We start from the raw sequence: 17,249 nt of genomic DNA, 5'->3' as shown, positions 1-17,249 counted from the left end.
TTTGCCTATCTGCCGGCTTTTCTTTCACCAATATGACAATATTAACTCCTGAAACGGTAATAATTTATGAAAGATTAACTTTGATTTTTAGTCTGATCTGTAGTAAGTAGTAATTTTGCAAAGTTTTATTTGTGTAACAATCAGTTACGCAATCCTTCACTATCAAACGATTTGTGCAGATGAGGTATCAGGTTGTAGCGGTAATCTTTGCAGTATTACAAATTTCCCAGGTTGGTAATGTTAATCCCTATCTTATTTTAAGCTGGTTTCTGCTTTTTTTCCTTGCAATATATATAGGAAACCTTCCAACTTCGGGAGTGAACCGTATTCAGCCCTTGATGAGCCGGGTCGTCAGGCCACGGCTCCAAAAGGAGAAGGTTCGCTACTATCCCCGAATTACCCGTCGTAAGTTCTTCAGTCAAGTAGGCATAATCATGGCCACAGCACCCTTTGTTTCCAAACTCCTTGGAGGTATGAAGGGCAGGTTTGCCTTCTACGTCAGAGAGATCCACATGGTCTTCCCCAATCTACCTGAGGGCTTTGATGGTATTCGTATAGCACAGATCTCAGACCTACATATAGGCAGTTTTGGTACCAACAGGGATCCCCTGAGGGAAGCCATTGAGCTGGTCAACGAAGCCAATCCCGATATTATCCTGTTTACTGGCGACCTTGTCAACAACTTTGCAGAAGAGGCCAAGGGCTGGGAGAATATATTTGCCAAACTGCAGGCTCCGATGGGCAAGTTTGCTATCCTTGGCAACCACGACTATGGCGAGTATAGTCGCTGGCATTCAGAGGCAGAAAAGGCAGCCAACTTCAGAGGCATCCTTGCAGCTTATGAGAGATTGGGCTTCAAGGTACTGCGCAATGAGTCGGTTCAGCTTTTCCGCAATGGAGATATTATCGGATTAGGGGGAGTAGAAAACTGGGGCACATCATCCTTTCCACGCAACGGGGATCTGGCCCTGGCGTCAAGGGGAATCAGACATCTGCCCTTTAATATTCTGATGTCGCACGACCCCGATCACTGGGACAAGCAAATTCTGGCACAGGACTTCTACGATTTGACCCTGTCGGGACATACCCACGGGATGCAGTTTGGTATCGAGAAGGGCGACTTCAGATGGAGTCCGGCACAGTATGTCCAGAAGCGCTGGGCCGGAATGTACAGGGAGGGCGACAAATTCCTCTATGTTAATCGCGGACTTGGATACCATGGGCTACCTGCCAGAGTAGGTATGCCGCCTGAGATCACTGTTTTCGAACTGCACCACGGCGCCCATATCAACGCCATGCTCAACTGATCAGCTACCAATTCTGATTGTTGTTCTAAGCAGCAATTCCACTCTAAGCTTATCATCCACCAAGCGGTAGGACGCCCTTGTGCCTATCTGCAGTGGATAGTAGATCCTGAACAGGTGCGTCTCAGCCATTAGTTCTACACCTGTTGACGAAGGAGTATATTCCATTTTGTAGGTATTCCCCTGGTTCGAATCCACCATAGCATAAGTAGCCCAGGCCTTGTCATAGAAGGCAGTGAGGTTAAGACGCTTTAAATAGGCAAAACTTCCAAGACTCATGTCCGGGTTCCACAGTGGCATGGTGTAGTTAAGCTGGATTAGTTTCATATGCTTGTTGGGCATATCGTCATAGCCCCGTGGATAGGAAATCACGTCATTGTACTGGTAGAAAAGCCAGAAGTGATCTTCTGTTTCACCCCTTATCTGTTCCCATTTCCTCTGTTGAGAAGATATGCTGGTAGATATTGAGTGATGGCGTCCAATACCCGGCAGGTAGAGACGGGCAATATAGCCACCAATAGCTCCGGGATCGTTGGTTCCCCCTGTACTGTGCCGGTAGAAAAGGGTAAGGGTCTGTCCCATACGGGGACCGACATCCCTTGAAGTTCCCCTTCGGATATTCTGAACACCCATGACATATTCCATACCATAGCGATCTTGCATATCGACTGTTGCGGTCAGGGTAGAGCCAGTAGGAATCAGTACCTGTCCCAAACGTAGGTATTTATCAAACGGGAAGTTAAAACCCTGCCGGCTGTTGTAGGTAAACTGAACACCGCCTTCGAGGTATCTATTCCATGCACCCCGACTAAAATTGAACGGTACCCTCATCCCGGCTTTAAGGCTGTGATGCCAAAGTGGCTTATCTATATAATAGTGGTACACATAGTCGTCATACGGGTCGGGCTGGTAGTAGCCTTCATCCGTGAAGTCCTTGTCTCCAAAGCGCCATGTAATGTTGAAGATTGGGTAGAAGGCACGGAAGCTAAAGTCAAGATAGTACTTCTCGTGAGCATAGCTCGGATTGGCATTGTAGCCTGCCATCAGTAGGGAGGTGCCGTGCAGGTTTTGCGACATCAGTGTGATCCCGGTATGAATATCCCCCTCGTCAAAATCAATATGTGCAGGTGCCCAACTGTGGATATTGATGAGGTTGAACTTGCTATACCGCTTCTCAGGATACTTTTCCTTTAGGTCTTCGAGAGCTAAGTAACTTGTGTCTGTAGTGTTTGAGTCGACAGGCTCCATAGTCCACGGTGCCTCCTCTTCCTGTGGAAACTCATCAATATGTGCTCTCTTCCCATTTGCTGCAAAAAAGCCCTCTTCCTGCCGGCTTATTAGGGTGGCCAAATTACCGCTCACTGACAAAGCCGGATTTGGAGCCGGGTAGAGGCTGTTATCTGTATGTATGACCGGTCTAAGACCTGAGGCTCTATAATCCGTATAGATCAGTCTGCCATCGGGAGTGATGGTAGGGTGGTAGGCCCCAAATTTTGATGAGGTTAGTCTCTTGTTCTCCTTGGTAACCGCATCAAACACAAAGATCTCATCGCTCAGGTCACCTTGTGCAGAATACCAAATAAGATTACCCTGCTGATGAGGATTCTTAATCTCATCATAGGTCCAAGAGCTAAGTTGTGTCCACTCCCCGGACTCCGGCTGGAGGGTAAACAGGGCTCTGCCCTTTGCAGACAGAAGCACCATCACCAGGTTCTCACCATTACTGTTCCATGACGGGTGAATTGGGTAGTAGTTGTCCGGGGTTGGAAACTCCTTAATTGATTTGCCATTGTCGGCATCGATGAAGGCTATGGAGTAGCTGTTTATGGTAGAGCTTTTAACAGCAGCGATAAGTTTCCTATCTGGATGCACTGCTGGAGATGACAAATAACCACTGTGTGTAATATAGCGACTCCTGTTGCTGCCAAGGTCATGGGTTCTGATAACCGACCACACCTTATGTTCCCAACGTGGATGCCATTTCAGTTCACTCCATACCACCAAAACACTATTGGCACTGATCGGTTCACTTTGCCTTGGTCCGGTATAGCGCAGGGTCTTTTTTTTACCGGTATTTATATCAATAGATACTATAGCTGAACGTACGCCTGGTCCGCTTAGTTCGGTAATCAGTGTGCTGTCATTGATAGCAACCGGTGAACTGTATAGCAGGTAATCGTCATCAGGTGCATTGATTGGTTGACGGGAACTTTCCATTTGTCCGGCCAACTCCTCAGTCCATTGCTCACGCATCTCTGAGAATATCTTCTTGTAAAGCTGCCTTTGATTCATCCCGGTACTCTTGCGCAGGGTCGTGTTGAAGGCCACAGGATTCCAACTGTTGCGTCCCACATATTCAAATGCCTTATCCCAGATATCTGTTCCATACAATGCACGGGCGTTTGCCGTCATCAGGTAGCCCATATTGTAGTGGTTGGGCACATAGTCACGGTACGAGCCCAGGTAGGCCTTATCGTAGCTGTACATGCCCCTTTCGAGCAATTGGGCTTTTATTTCGTTAGTAAAAGCAAAAGACCTTCCCCTTCCACTTGCAGTAAGAGCAGTTTCGGCAACCACAGCATCCCCTTCAAGCAGCCACATAGGCAGGTAGAGGCCGATCACTGCACCGGTAGCCTGCTGTCCAAATACATAGTTGAGTCCCCGTGTAAAGCCCTGATTGAGCTTATCAATCTGAACCACGTGGCGGTATTCGTGAATAGCTAGTTGGCTAAGCCATTCTGTTGAAGTAAGGTCCTGTCGGGGAATAGTAAAGAACTCCGAGCGCTTTGGAGCCCAGGCCACCATACCATTTGCAATCGCAGTTTGGTTGTGCAATAGCAGATCTATCCTGCGGGGATTATGGTCAAGACTCCAGGCAACACGGGGAGCCACACTATCTATAAAGGCAGCCAGCCGGGCTGCCTGTTCATACATACCCTTTTCAAAAACAAGCCTGACATGTGGAGTTCTGATTTGCCGCCACCTGAGACCAAATGGGTCATTCCCCGTTGTGTAGTACTGAGCATGTACATTGCTACACACAAGAATCAAAGCTGCAGCTATAAGATAGAGTCTTCGTATTTTCCCCTGCATTGATAATCAACTATAGCAACGAATATAAGGATTAATATCCTCCAACTTAGTTATATTTGTTGAAAATTTAGCCAGATGATAGAAAGCTCACAAGTTGTTATAGACGGCCTTGTGATCCATCATGTTGGATCACGCAGCGAGGGTCAGCCCATCAGATTTTCAAAGAGTGCAATCAACCTGCAGGACAACGTTGAAGTTGGTTCTCTTCTTAAGACCTATTTCTTTAATGCCTTTAAGAATGAGGGCTACTACACCTTTATAGGGGCTGAGGAAGGAGCGGCTGGACTGGTGTACAACCTGGCAGTGGAGGTCTTTAGTGACAAGACTAAGCTTTACAATGCATCTGTTAGACTGGCCGAGCATCTGTATGAGCACAGCAACCATCCCAAAATCAGAGGTGGTGAGTTTTACGTGGCCTTGTTCAGCAACGTGGCTGTTGACGGAATAGGTGTGGATGCGCTTGGCATCTTCAAGTCTGAGAATAAGGACAGCTTTTTGAAAGTCTATCTGAGGGGGCAGGACTTTGAACTGGGTGCTGAGGAAGGAATCAATATACGCAAGCTTGATAAAGGATGCATCATCTTTAATACTGAAGCCGAACATGGCTTTAAGGTTGTGATGGTGGATAACGTGAACAAGGGAAATGAAGCGGCCTTTTGGAAGGACGACTTCCTGGGCCTGCAGCCCAGGGAAGATGCATTCTTCTATACCCGCAACTACCTGGACCTTTGCAAGAATTTCGTTAGAGAAGTTTACAATGGCGAGAATCAGGTGCCAAAACCTGAGCAGATTGATTTCCTAAACAGGTCTATCGACTTTTTCGACAAGAAGGGTACTTTCAGACAGGATGACTTTGAGCGTGAAGTGATACGCTTACCCGAGGTTACAGAGGCCTTTAATGATTACAGGAATCAGTTTGAGACCGAACGGGGAATACCACTCAATGACAGCTTCGATATAGCCAAGACCGCTGTCAAGAGCGAGAAGAAGTACTTTAAGTCGGTGCTGAAGCTTGATAAGAACTTTCATGTGTATGTGCACGGGAAGAGGGATTTTATTGAGAAGGGCTACGATGACAATCGTGGATTGAACTATTACAAACTGTATTTTGAGAATGAGTTGTAAAGCTCAGGCATAATGAATCTCAAGTTTATACTCAATATTTTTGGTAGAGTACTGATGCTCCTTGGAGCCTTTATGCTTCTACCGGTGGTTTGCGCCATCATCTATAAGGAGCCCGAACACTGGAGCCTGATCAGTGCTTCGTTTCTGACCCTGACAGCAGGGGGGCTGATGTATGTGCTGACCATGTCGGATCTAAAGAAGGAGTTGAACCTGAGGGACAGTTACTTTACAGTAACCTTTGTATGGGTGATCCTATCGTTGTTTGGCACCCTTCCATATTTGCTGACCGAGACGATAACTGACTTTGCCGATGCGTTGTTTGAGACTGTATCGGGCTTTACATCCACCGGTTCATCTGTGATCTCTGACGTAGAGTCACTGCCTCACAGCATATTATTTTGGCGGAGTCTGAGCCAGTGGCTGGGAGGTATGGGAATTATCGTGCTTGTAGTAGCTATTATGCCACTGTTACGAATTGGAGGATACAACCTCTTTAAGAGTGAAGCTTCCGGTGTTAGTAAAGAAAAGCTAACTCCCAAGATAGCAAGTACAGCCAAAAGATTGTGGGGAGTCTATGTGACACTGACAGCAGTACTGGCAATTTTGTTGGCTGCTGGGGATATGGGAGTCTTTGATGCCATTAACCATGCCTTTACTACCATGGCCACCGGGGGATTCTCGACCAAGAATGACAGTCTTGCTTCCTTTTCTGCCTATAGTCAATATGTTGTAATGATCTTTATGTTTCTTGCCGGAATGAACTTTTATCTGCATTATCACCTGTACAAGGGCAGGCTTAGGAGGGTCTTTGAGAATATAGAGTTGAGAACTTATTTCTGGCTTGTTGTAGTTGTGTCTGTGATAATAGTAGTACTTATATCAGACAATAATCTCTTTGCTAATGTTGAATTGCACCTTAGGCAAGCCTTCTTTCAGGTTATTTCGGTAGTTACTACTACTGGATTTGGTACCTATAACTATGAGGAATGGCCGAGTGAAGCCTGGATACTGATGTTTATGTTGATGTTTTCAGGGGCCTGCATTGGTAGTACCGGAGGTGGTGTTAAGCTGATCAGACATGTCGTGGCCTACAAGCATATTGTAATCTTCTTCAGGAAGATGCTGCATCCCAACAGTGTATCAGTGATGAAACTGAGGGGAGAAGCCATTGATGAAGAGAAAGTAGGCAGCATAGTATCCTTTTTGTTTCTTTACATGATAACCTTTTGCGTCGGTTCCGTGCTTTTGATCTTCATGGACGTTGACTTCCTTACTTCTATCGGCGTAGTTGCATCCAACCTTGGGGGCATTGGTATTAGTATTGGTAACATAGGCGCCATCAATAGTTACGCCGACTTCAGTACTGCCGCCAAGCTCTTACTCTCTTTACTTATGATTATCGGCCGTCTCGAGCTCTCCACCGTCCTCATCCTCCTCACCAGCCAGTTCTGGCGGGACAGGTAGAAGAAAATATTCGATGCAGGTAATAAGTAAGCACTACTTTGAAAAGCTTCTGGATCTGCTTTAAGAAGTCAGTTAGTTCTTCACGTGAACAAAACTGCCACAAATAGCTATCACTTAAAAAATCTTCTTTTTCTAGATCGTGTAAAATCATAAATGCAAACAAACAATACGAGCTTGTCCAACCCCTTGGAATTTTCATTTACAGAGTATATGGGACAGTTCTTTTTTGTTCTGTTGATGATTTTTGCAAAGAAATGTACAAAGTATTGGATTTGAAATAACGAGATATATTTTTTTTATTGAAAGCATTAAAAAATGCTATAAATTTGAATATTTAATTAAATTGATCAATAAGCCACGCCTTTTAACTCTTATCGTTTTGTGACTAAGGAATTCGGAGTCGTGAGAAGATTGGTCCTCAGCAATTTAACATTAACAAAAAGGAAAAATGACAAAAAAAGACTTTGTGATTAGCGTATTGCTTCTTGTTTCGGGTTTTACAGGGTATTCTCAAAATGATTGGAGGCAAGGATTTATTATTGAGAACACAGGCGATACTATTTATGGCCTAATTGACTATCGCTCCCCAAAAAGTAATAGTCAGTATTGTTATTTTAAAAAGGATAAGCAAGATGTCGACAATAGATACGAACCCACAGAGATTAAAGCATACAGATTTACAGATGGGAAGTATTACGTTTCAAAACCAATCATGGTAGATGGAACTGAAAGAACTGCTTTCCTGGAATTCTTGATTAATGGGGTGGTGAAAATATACTACTATAAAGATAAAGATGATTTGTATTTTCTCGAAAAAGACGGGCAAATCTATGAATTGAAAAATACACGATCACAAGTAAGCAATGAGGGTAACGACTACTTAATAGACCAAAAAGAGTACATTGGTATTATGAGGTATCTTTTTCAAGATGCTAAAATGACGGAGACAATAAACAGGACAGAGTTGGAGTCAAAATCCCTTGTTAAAACAGCAAAAAAGTACCATAACGAGGTATCCAAAGATGAAGAATACATTATTTATGATGAGAAAAAAGACAAAGTACATATAGATTTCGGTGTTACATATGGCCAATTCAACAAGACGGTTCGCTTAAATGAAATTTTATATTATAAACTAGATAACAACAGTAGTGACTTTTTTGGTTTAGTATTTAACATTAAGAATATACCTGGAATATATGAGAGGTTTTCATTGCAAGTAGAATTTTTAGCCTCTGAATACATCCAAGTTTCAAGTGCATATCACTTTGATAAAAATTATAACTATGTCCCTATAACTGAAAATCGCTATCAACTTAATGTTCCACTGATGCTGGACTATAGAATAACTGCAACCAGGTTGTACCCCAAAATTGAATTTGGAGCTTCAATGTATTTTACGAGTAATGACCTTGTTAAAACTCAGCAAATGACTTACATAGCTGGATTAAGTCTTCATTATGAAATATATAAAGACTTCAGATTTTATTTACTGACAAGGGCAGAAAAGAGTCCAAGGGTTGTTCGTTTTGGGGCAGGATTAGTATTTTGACCAATAGTCAATTTTTGATTCCTTTGAAAACGGGGAGCAAATAGACATATGAAAATCATTACGGAAGTAGTTTGGGTTCGCTGTTTGATTAGGTTGGTGAATTTGTTGACATAAATGGTTATAAGGGCTACAAAATTTCAGGTGGTTATGGATCTCCCTATTGTACTTATCTCGTGAACAATGATGATAATGGTAATTTTATGAATGTAGGAGTATAATCTGACGTGGACTCGTTATTTACTCCTTCAATGTACTATAAATTTAATGCTCAAAAAGGAGAGTCCTGGGATTATGAGATTACCCTCCGAACTCTGGAAGAGACGTTCACAGGTATTTTGTGTCAGTAGGGTTAGGTTAAATCAGTACAATATGTAAATGACAGCCTTATTAGTGTTGTTGTTGTAGGCTTCCCCTTTTTAGTACAGTTCAAAAGTAGACAAATCTTTCTTATCCCGACAACCGTTTTGAGTGGGTTTCCCCGGTTGTATATTTGAACTCTATCCCGTTTGCCTTGCTCCAGTTTTGCGCTATTTTGGCTATAAACTCTGGACCTTTGTCCATGCGTATGTTCTCCGGTTTCCCGTACCTGTTTACCAAGTGCTTCAGCACCCAGATGACCCTGCTGAGCCGCAACAAACGACACGCCTTGCCGATGTCTTTGGGCCGCTCTTGGCGGACGGCACAGATGATGGTCCTTTTCTCGCAAGGCTTTAGAGCTTTTTTCGATGATGTATTTGTCTGTTGCTAATCTGCCTCCCAGATAGTCTGCCTGGTTATGTACAAGTTGCGTGAGGTAGTCTGCCAGTTGATTTGCAATTTTCGCCCCCGCTGTTGAATAGCACGCCAACCTTACTGTGATATTGGGCAGTTCGATAGTGACTGTATCGGGTTTCGCATACATAAGCAGGTTATCAACCAAAGACGGTGCCCGGATTTACTATTATAACGGCACTATCAAAATGGCTTTCTGCAGATCGGTATGGTCTGATACCTTCAAAATCGAACTTGCCCACCCGTCACTGACTGAGTAAAATATAGCATGGAGTTTGTTGGCTCCAATGATTTGCCAACAGTTGGTGTCTATACGGTTCACTACCAGGTCCTGGCCCTTTCTGTTAAATGCCCTGAGGTTGCTAACAAACTTGCCATACTCTCCGGCATCGTATATACCGGGTACTATCCGTGGGAAATAGAAATTGCCGGTGTCTGGCAAGACACCGGTGAAGTTCATTTCTACCCGCAATTCATCATTTGTTATCTGATTGAGATCCACGGCGTAGTAATATTCCGGAACTGCATGTTTTGTGCAACTAAGGACAAGCCATACTGTTGCACCAAGACTTATAATTGCTTTCTTCATGTTTTCTATATATCCCAGTCCTGGATGCGCCAGGGGCCATTTTTATCGGGAACCTCAACCTTGATATCTGGGTTGATGGCCTTCAAGTCAGAGATAAATTCTGCTTCCCTGACCGGTGAGATTAATACGGGAGGAAATCTTTGTGCCAATTTTTGATCCAGGCAAAGCCGTTTGAGTGAAGCAGCAGGAGAGGAGATAGGGTTGTATGATCTGCTGATACGAACTATATCAGGGATATAAAGGCCCCAGCAATTATCTTATTGGCAAACATCTGCATGGCACTAAAGGTATAGATTGCCAATAGGATTCCAGCAAGCAACCCACTAATTCTTGATCTATATACTTTCTTTTCCTGCATGTAAAGTGCTTTTTACGTTCGTGTTCAGTTCTGTTTGGACTTTTGAATGTAGTAATTATTTATGTTTTTTTAGTGTGATAGAAGGAGAGTAGCCGGAATTTTAAGTAGCCAGGTGTCTTCTATGGAGAGTGACTTTACATGACATAACATAAGGAGTATGAAGAATTGGGAAACTCAGAATGCAACATAAATTAACAGTTGAAAATAGTTAGTTAACAATATTTCCGTGTGAGTTGATAAATGTTAAAACTACTATTATGGGATTTTGGAACATTTTACAATCAAAATCAATATTTTGAAAATATTTAGAAAGAGTGCAGAAACCAGATTTTTCGGCCATTTGTGTTATTTTGAGCAAGTTTAAGTTATAGCATAACCTTGAGAATGAGGCTTGAGAATATGATATTTGTCATCTGATTTAGAACTGTCTGATTGTCAGGATGTGTGCACTTGTAGAAAAATGTTAAAAAAAAGTCATGCAAAATTTTGCTATTTTAGGTTTTGGGGTTATTTTTGTCTCGATTTGAAAATGTTTACAACATAATTAAACGTATTTTAACCATAGGATTGGGCAAGGGCTAAATCTGTGAAATATTGATGGTTAATAGGTAATTCAGGCATGTGGGGTATAGGAATTTGGAGGGATTGAGGGGATGAAGACCTGAATAGATAATGGATGATAATAAAGATAAAATTTGCATATGTGTGTTGAAAACCAAATGTCTAACCAAATGATCTCAATATGGGTAAATGAGAATTGATGAAAAAGAAAGAATAGTTCAAACAACTTTCAAATTAAGTTTCAGCCTGTTTTCTAACATTTAACTAAACAATCAAATTTATGAAAAAACATCAATTACTGAAGGCAGTTCTCATCACGCTGCCAATGTTGTTTTTCTCATTCTTGAGTTATGCCCAGTCACTGACTGTGAGTGGTATAGTTCAGGATGAATCTGGCTATGCATTGCCAGGTGTTGCAGTAGCGATTCAAGGAACTCTGCAAGGTACTATTACTGACGTAGAAGGACGCTACACAATTACTGTTGACGATCCAAACAGTGTGCTGACTTTCTCATTCATTGGAATGGAAACTCAGAATGTTAACGTTGCAGGCCGCAGCGTTATCAATGTTTTCTTAAAAACAGAATTTGCCGACCTTGGTGAAGTTGTTGTAGTAGGTTACGGTACTCAAAGAAAGAGTGACCTTACTGGTGCAGTTGTTAAGGTTGGAGCTGATGACTTGAAAAACCGTTCAACTTCTGATGCCGCTGTAGCTCTTCAAGGTAAAGCAGCTGGTGTTCAGGTATTGCCAAACTCAGGTGCTCCTGGTAGAGGTGCTGATATCCGTATCCGTGGTATGTCTTCAAACTCAGAATTCAACGGTCCTTTGTTAATTGTTGACGGTTTGAAGGTTGATAATATCCAATACCTTGACCCGGAAATGATCGAATCAATGGAAGTACTTAAGGATGCTGCTTCTGCTGCTATCTATGGTGCTCAGGCTGGTAATGGTGTTGTTCTTATCACTACTAAAGCTGGTTCAAGAAGTCAAGATGGTCAAGTATTCTACAATGGACAATGGCAACTTAGCAGTCTTTCTCGCGAACTTGATGTGATGAATGCTAAGCAATACATTGACTATGGTAAGAAACAAGGCTTCCTGAGTGACCAAACACTGACTGATGTTGGTTATGTATCAGGTACTGATATTAACTGGGCTGACGAAGTGTTTGAACCAACCTGGAACTATCGTCATACTGTAGGTGTACAAGGTGCTACAGATAAGGGTTCTTACTTTGTTGCAATGAACTATGTTTACAATGACGGTATCTTTGCGGGTGACAAGGATGTTTATGAAAGGCTTTCTACTCAGATCAACGGTGAGTACAAAGTTAAACCTTGGTTGACTGTTGGTACTAATAACAATATCGAAAAGTGGGAAACAAAATCAGTTTCTCAACAGAGCGATAACGGTTCTGCTCTTTTGGCTGCTGTAACGTCTGACCCATTATTTGGTCCTGTTGCAAATTCAGAAGATGAACTGAACCAAAGACAAAAAGATGCTCTTGCAGCTGGTATAGCTGTTCTTAAAGATAAGAATGGTAAGTACTACAGACTTTCTCCAATCAGTGGTGAGTCTCAATCAGCTAACCCATTCATTCAAAGGGATAGGGCTATAGGTGGCAGCGATGGTATCAATGTTCGTGGTCTTGCTTATGCAAACTTCAACCCAATTGAAGGTCTTGTTTATACTTCTCGTTTGGGATATCGTTTAGCTCAAGGCAACACTCACAACTATGAGTTCCCATTTGCAGCTAATGAATTCGTAAGCAGCAGCGTTTACAGGATTAGTGCTAATGCTAACGTTTCTTACTACTATCAGTTTGAAAACTTCATTAACTATACAAAGACTATTGCTGACAAGCACAATGTTAATGCTATGGTTGGTATGTCATGGGAAAATAATCACTCTGACAACGTAAGTGTATCTGCAGAAGGTGCAGACATCCTTAAAGGTTATGAACCTAACTTCCGTTATATAAACTACCTTTTGGATGATGCTAAGAAAACTGTAGGTAATGCTCCTAGTGATGCAAGAAACCTGTCATACTTTGGTCGTCTGACATATAGCTATGCACAACGTTATAGCATTCAAGCCAACTTCCGTGCTGACGCATTCGACTCTTCAAAACTTCCTGCTGAGTCTCGTTGGGGTTACTTCCCATCTTTCTCAGCTGGTTGGACACTTAGCAATGAGTCTTTCATTAAGGACAACATTAGCGAGACTGCTCTTTCTTTCTTGAAGCTTCGTGCATCTTGGGGTCGTAACGGTAACATCGCAGTATTGAATGGTTATCCTTATATGCCTATTATCCAGAAGAACAATAACTGGTATCAGTTTGCTCAAGATGGTACTCAAACTTATGGTTCTGTACCTAATGGTCTTCCAAACCCAGACCTGGAATGGGAAGAATCAGAACAGGTTGACCTTGGTCTTGACGCAAGATTCATCAATGGAAAACTATCATTAGGTGTTGACTGGTACAAGAAGGAAACTAAGGGTCTGCTGGTTAATGTTACTCCGGTAATTGAAACTGGTGTTGGTACTTACGTTCTTAACGCTGGTAATGTTGATAATACTGGTTTGGAATTTGAACTTGGATGGAGAGACACAGCTGGTGATCTTAGCTATTCAATCAATGCAAACTTCTCAACTCTTAAGAACGAACTTACTTATCTTGATCCTACTATTGACCACCTTCGTGGTACAGGTCTTCAAGGTAGTAACATCTATACCCGTTGTGCTGTAGGTGAACCACTATGGTATTTCTACGGTTACAAGTTTAAAGAATTTGATGACAATGGTGCTGCAATCTATGAAGACATCAATGGTGACGGTGTTTGGGATTCTAACGATATGACTAATATCGGTCAAGGTCTTCCAACTTACAACTATGGTGTTACTATCAATCTTGCATACAAGAACTTCGACTTTATGTTGTTTGGTACTGGTGCAGGTGGTTTCGACGTACTGCCACAAGCATGGCGTTCAGACCGTCCATATACCAACAACTATGCCTGGTTTTATGAGAACTCATGGACATCTTCAAACAAGGATGCTAAGTTCCCAGCTATTGAACACTGGACTAAGGAAGCTTATAGCTCTGACCTGACTGTATTTAGCGGTAGCTATTTCAAGATCAAACAGATTCAGTTGGGATATACTTTGCCGAACAACCTGACTAGCAAGGCTCACATCAGCAGTCTACGTGTTTATGGATCACTTGAAAACTTCTTTACTTTCACCAGCTACGTTGGTCTTGATCCTGAAACTGCTTCTGCTAATTCAAACAGGTCTTTAGGTATTGATATGGGTACTTACCCGACAGCTAAGCAAGTTGTTTTCGGTGTTAACCTTACATTCTAAAAATTAAGAACATATGAAAAAATATTTCTTGTTATTATTAAGTGTTGGTTTCTTGGTTTCTACAGGATGTAACGAAGACCAACTTGATATACCACAAAAGGGTGTTATCTCGGTAGATAATTTCTATCAGACAGATGAAGATGCCGAGGCTGCTCTTACCGTAGTGTACTATGATACTCACATCAACTTCTCATTTATGGGTGAAGTTACCGGTTATAACTATGGTCCATATTTCGCGCTGACCAACTTCAACTCTCCTGATGCATGGCTGGCTGGTTCTGGTCCGGAAGACTGTGTTGATGAAAGAGCATACCAACAATTCAGGTATACTAACGACAACCTTGTTCCACTGGGTGGATATACAGCTTTCTACCGTTCAATTCACAAGTGTAACCTTGTAATCAACAATTTTACAACTGAAAGGCTTGGTTCACTTACTGCTACAATGCAACGTTGTGTTGCTGAAGCTCGCGTAATGAGAGCTTTTGACCACATGATGCTTGGTATCTATTGGGGAACTCCTCCGATTGTAACTACTGTTCTTACAGGTTCTGACCGTCCAACAAACGCAGAATCTCAAGAAGCTGTTATGCAATGGGTAGCTAATGAAATCGACCTGGCTCTTCCTCATCTGGAAGAACGTGAAAGCCCATCTGACTATGAAGGTGCTGTTAAGATCACTAAGGGTTTTGCATTAGCTGTTAAAGGTAAAGCTCTTCTCTGGAAGGGAGACTACGCTGGTGCACGAGACGCTCTGAAGCAAGTTATCAACTCTGGTAAGTATGAACTTCTTCCAAGTGAAAACATGCATTACATCCTTCATGGTAAGGGTAAAGGTTCTCCTGAAGTTGTATTTGAATTTAACGCAGTTTACGTTCCTGGTGTTGTAACTAACCTTCAGCGACGTGCAGGTTGGAACGATATCATGACTTTCAACTGGCGTTTTGAAAACATGGCTTCATTGGCTGACTCTCAGATCAAGAGCGGTGGTTGGGGATGGATGAACCCGACTGGTGACTTTGCAAGAGACCTTATTGATAACGATGGTATGGACTCATATCGTCGTAAAGCATGGATCAAAACTTATGATGAACTGCTTTATGACCACAAGTGGGCTGCTGATCCAGCTGACTGGACTCCTGGCAGTGATGGTGCCAATGCATATAAGAAAACTGACGTTGGAGCACGTGGTGTATTAGCAAATAAAAGCATCCATGCTAACGAAGGTTACTTTATTTGGAAGAACGTACCTCACGTAGATCAGGGTGACGTTATAAATGAAGGTTGGGCTGGTACATGGAACAAGAACTTCCAAATCATGCGTTATGCTGAGGTTCTTCTGATGTATGCTGAAGCATGTGCTCAAACTTCTGAGACTTCTGATGATGCTGACGGTCTTGCTGCTCTGAATGCAATCCAAAATCGTGCAGGTTCAAACTATGTTTCTACTGTTCTTGATCTTAAAGATGTTAAGAATGAAATGAGGTTTGAATTGTGGCTCGAAGGTGACCGTACAGTTAACCTGATACGTTGGGGTGACACTCAACAATTGAAAGAAGTTGGTTCTTACATGCCCGACCTAAGGGATGCATTGAATTATGGAGAAGGCTCTGAACACGGTGTTTACATCGATGCTTCTAAGGCTACTTACTATAAGGATACTTATGATATCGGTTTCAAGCCTGGCAAGCATGAACTGCTTCCATTCCCGAAACGTGCTGTAGATCTTAACTCTGGTCTAAAGCAAAATCCAAATTGGGACTAATTATAACGACCAATAATAAAATTAGGGGGCCTTTGGGCCCCCTTTTTTGTTTCTGTATTATATAGAGTTAATCACATATAATTTTGGTTAGATTACTTGTGTAAGGCCTTTTCCTGATATGAGTGGCTTATTTTTTGAACCGCTATTGGTGCTAAGTTTTCTTGTTTTACGTTGTAATCGCTGTTTACAGAAGGTGTAATACTATCCCTATCATGATTGCAATGCCGAAACTTAACAGGGTTCCTGTTACTACATATTCCGACCTCAGATGATCCTTCTCTCCAAAACGCAGAATAGATTTGGCTGCTATCAGTAGTCCTACAGCCTCAAAATGTCCCAGCAAAATAAAGGTCAGTGCTAGTGTTCTTTCCATAGTGCCAATTAGCTGACCTGCATTTGGAAGGTTCTGAAGGCCTTCCTCATTATTGTCAGGCATCCTGATGTCATAAAAACTAAAGATCTCCCTTAACAGAATGTTTGTCGGTCTGAAAGAAATAGTCGGCAAACAAATGTGCCATGATTTGCAGGGCAAGGAGTTGATAGAAGGTCATATTTCAAGTTGTTTTATGGCTATGCTAAAGCGGTCTACTGCCTTCTGGACAGCATTCCAGCCCCCACTGCGTGAGTGCTGGTTGACTGTAGCCTGGGTTATTCCTAAGGTTTGTGAGATTTCTTCCTCATTATGTCCCAATAGCTTCAGATAAATAACCTCGCATTGTCTTGCCGTGCTTTTTGCAATTAACACGTCCAAAAGGGCAAGCACTGGGCCAAACTCGTCTTCAATATTCTGTTGGGAAGAGGCTATCAAGAAGGTTGATTTTACTATGGCATTCTTTCCATGAGTGCCTGGCTGACTGTTGATAATACGTCCTGAAAGATAGATAGCTTCTCCGTCAATTATTCCTTTTACCGGATCAAAACGAGAAATTTCCCCTATTCCAATTGCCAGACGTATCCCATATGTTCGAAAAAGTCCAGCTTCCTTTCTTCCTGATGCTATTACATCAGAAGCCGCTTTTATATAGTATTTGACCAGGAGGGCAACCCGTAAGGCCTGCCCGGGTTGCGGCAGATAGCCTTCCAGATAATCACCCTTTATCACTCTAGCAAAGACACTTAATTGCTTGTCTAGTAGAGTCACAAGATCCTTAAGCCTTTGCTCAAGCAGTTCCCTCCCCTCGATACTTAGGCTGGTGAAAGACACGATATCGCCGGAAATACTTGCTTTGAACTGTGTTTTAGTCATGATCGTCAAGGGATTATGGATTACTAAATTTATAACTTTTAATTGCCATTTGCA

12 protein-coding genes and 1 pseudogene are annotated in these 17,249 nt (G+C 42.4%); 6 read left to right on the top strand and 7 right to left on the bottom strand.

Annotated elements, in window-relative coordinates; genetic code table 11:
- Nucleotides 1-179 precede the first annotated feature (179 nt).
- Nucleotides 180-1,307: a metallophosphoesterase gene (locus M9189_RS08615; protein WP_250722381.1), complete on the top strand. Its 1,128-nt coding sequence runs from the start codon at nt 180-182 to the stop codon at nt 1,305-1,307.
- On the opposite strand, the gene M9189_RS08610 is transcribed toward M9189_RS08615, so the two are convergent.
- Nucleotides 1,308-4,397, bottom strand: coding sequence for a TolB family protein (locus M9189_RS08610; protein ID WP_250722379.1), 3,090 nt, complete (start codon nt 4,395-4,397; stop codon nt 1,308-1,310).
- Nucleotides 4,398-4,472: 75 nt separating this feature from the next.
- Here M9189_RS08610 and M9189_RS08605 point away from each other — a divergent pair, with 75 nt between their 5' ends.
- From M9189_RS08605 to M9189_RS08595, 3 genes are all read left to right on the top strand, one after another.
- On the top strand, nt 4,473-5,522 hold the full coding sequence (locus tag M9189_RS08605) for a nucleoid-associated protein (RefSeq protein ID WP_250722378.1): 1,050 nt from the start codon (nt 4,473-4,475) through the stop codon (nt 5,520-5,522).
- 12 nt (nt 5,523-5,534) lie between these two features.
- Nucleotides 5,535-6,986: a TrkH family potassium uptake protein gene (locus M9189_RS08600; RefSeq protein ID WP_250722377.1), complete on the top strand. Its 1,452-nt coding sequence runs from the start codon at nt 5,535-5,537 to the stop codon at nt 6,984-6,986.
- Nucleotides 6,987-7,434: 448 nt separating this feature from the next.
- Complete coding sequence (locus M9189_RS08595; protein WP_250722375.1) at nt 7,435-8,538, top strand: hypothetical protein; 1,104 nt, start codon at nt 7,435-7,437, stop codon at nt 8,536-8,538.
- A 461-nt stretch (nt 8,539-8,999) separates the two neighbouring features.
- Here the strand turns inward: M9189_RS08595 and M9189_RS08590 are convergent.
- The 4 genes and pseudogenes from M9189_RS08590 to M9189_RS12895 all read right to left on the bottom strand — a co-directional run.
- Nucleotides 9,000-9,171, bottom strand: a pseudogene (locus tag M9189_RS08590) (DDE-type integrase/transposase/recombinase); the annotation flags it as partial.
- Nucleotides 9,172-9,478: 307 nt separating this feature from the next.
- On the bottom strand, nt 9,479-9,898 hold the full coding sequence (locus tag M9189_RS08585) for a M61 family metallopeptidase (RefSeq protein ID WP_250722374.1): 420 nt from the start codon (nt 9,896-9,898) through the stop codon (nt 9,479-9,481).
- Nucleotides 9,899-9,903: 5 nt separating this feature from the next.
- Nucleotides 9,904-10,095, bottom strand: a complete 192-nt coding sequence (locus M9189_RS08580) for a PH domain-containing protein (RefSeq protein ID WP_250725559.1) — start codon at nt 10,093-10,095, stop codon at nt 9,904-9,906.
- Between the two features lie 26 nt (nt 10,096-10,121).
- Complete coding sequence (locus M9189_RS12895; protein WP_256469236.1) at nt 10,122-10,256, bottom strand: hypothetical protein; 135 nt, start codon at nt 10,254-10,256, stop codon at nt 10,122-10,124.
- An 841-nt stretch (nt 10,257-11,097) separates the two neighbouring features.
- On the opposite strand from M9189_RS12895, the gene M9189_RS08575 reads away from it, so the two are divergent.
- Entirely contained in the window at nt 11,098-14,184 is a 3,087-nt protein-coding gene (locus tag M9189_RS08575) for a SusC/RagA family TonB-linked outer membrane protein (RefSeq protein WP_250722372.1), read from the top strand.
- Between the two features lie 13 nt (nt 14,185-14,197).
- The gene (locus M9189_RS08570; RefSeq protein WP_250722370.1) at nt 14,198-15,949 is read left to right on the top strand and encodes a RagB/SusD family nutrient uptake outer membrane protein; all 1,752 of its coding nucleotides are present in this window, start codon (nt 14,198-14,200) and stop codon (nt 15,947-15,949) included.
- Nucleotides 15,950-16,133: 184 nt separating this feature from the next.
- Here M9189_RS08570 and M9189_RS08565 read toward each other — a convergent pair whose 3' ends face one another.
- Nucleotides 16,134-16,385: a hypothetical protein gene (locus M9189_RS08565; protein WP_250722369.1), complete on the bottom strand. Its 252-nt coding sequence runs from the start codon at nt 16,383-16,385 to the stop codon at nt 16,134-16,136.
- Between the two features lie 111 nt (nt 16,386-16,496).
- The gene (locus M9189_RS08560) at nt 16,497-17,195 is read right to left on the bottom strand and encodes a SatD family protein (RefSeq protein ID WP_250722367.1); all 699 of its coding nucleotides are present in this window, start codon (nt 17,193-17,195) and stop codon (nt 16,497-16,499) included.
- Nucleotides 17,196-17,249: the final 54 nt, after the last annotated feature.

The organism is Xiashengella succiniciproducens (assembly GCF_023674465.1).
GTDB lineage: Bacteria > Bacteroidota > Bacteroidia > Bacteroidales > Marinilabiliaceae > Geofilum > Geofilum succiniciproducens.
The sequence above is the reverse complement of the archived record's forward strand: the minus strand, read 5'-3'. Positions and strand labels throughout refer to the sequence as shown.

Bases quoted from the DNA above. Each gene is read 5' to 3' on its own strand.
- M9189_RS08615 (WP_250722381.1), top strand. From the start codon at position 180: ATGAGGTATCAGGTTGTAGCGGTAATCTTTGCAGTATTACAAATTTCC.
- M9189_RS08610 (WP_250722379.1), bottom strand. From the start codon at position 4,397: ATGCAGGGGAAAATACGAAGACTCTATCTTATAGCTGCAGCTTTGATT.
- M9189_RS08605 (WP_250722378.1), top strand. From the start codon at position 4,473: ATGATAGAAAGCTCACAAGTTGTTATAGACGGCCTTGTGATCCATCAT.
- M9189_RS08600 (WP_250722377.1), top strand. From the start codon at position 5,535: ATGAATCTCAAGTTTATACTCAATATTTTTGGTAGAGTACTGATGCTC.
- M9189_RS08595 (WP_250722375.1), top strand. From the start codon at position 7,435: ATGACAAAAAAAGACTTTGTGATTAGCGTATTGCTTCTTGTTTCGGGT.
- M9189_RS08585 (WP_250722374.1), bottom strand. From the start codon at position 9,898: ATGAAGAAAGCAATTATAAGTCTTGGTGCAACAGTATGGCTTGTCCTT.
- M9189_RS12895 (WP_256469236.1), bottom strand. From the start codon at position 10,256: ATGCAGGAAAAGAAAGTATATAGATCAAGAATTAGTGGGTTGCTTGCT.
- M9189_RS08575 (WP_250722372.1), top strand. From the start codon at position 11,098: ATGAAAAAACATCAATTACTGAAGGCAGTTCTCATCACGCTGCCAATG.
- M9189_RS08570 (WP_250722370.1), top strand. From the start codon at position 14,198: ATGAAAAAATATTTCTTGTTATTATTAAGTGTTGGTTTCTTGGTTTCT.
- M9189_RS08565 (WP_250722369.1), bottom strand. From the start codon at position 16,385: ATGCCTGACAATAATGAGGAAGGCCTTCAGAACCTTCCAAATGCAGGT.
- M9189_RS08560 (WP_250722367.1), bottom strand. From the start codon at position 17,195: ATGACTAAAACACAGTTCAAAGCAAGTATTTCCGGCGATATCGTGTCT.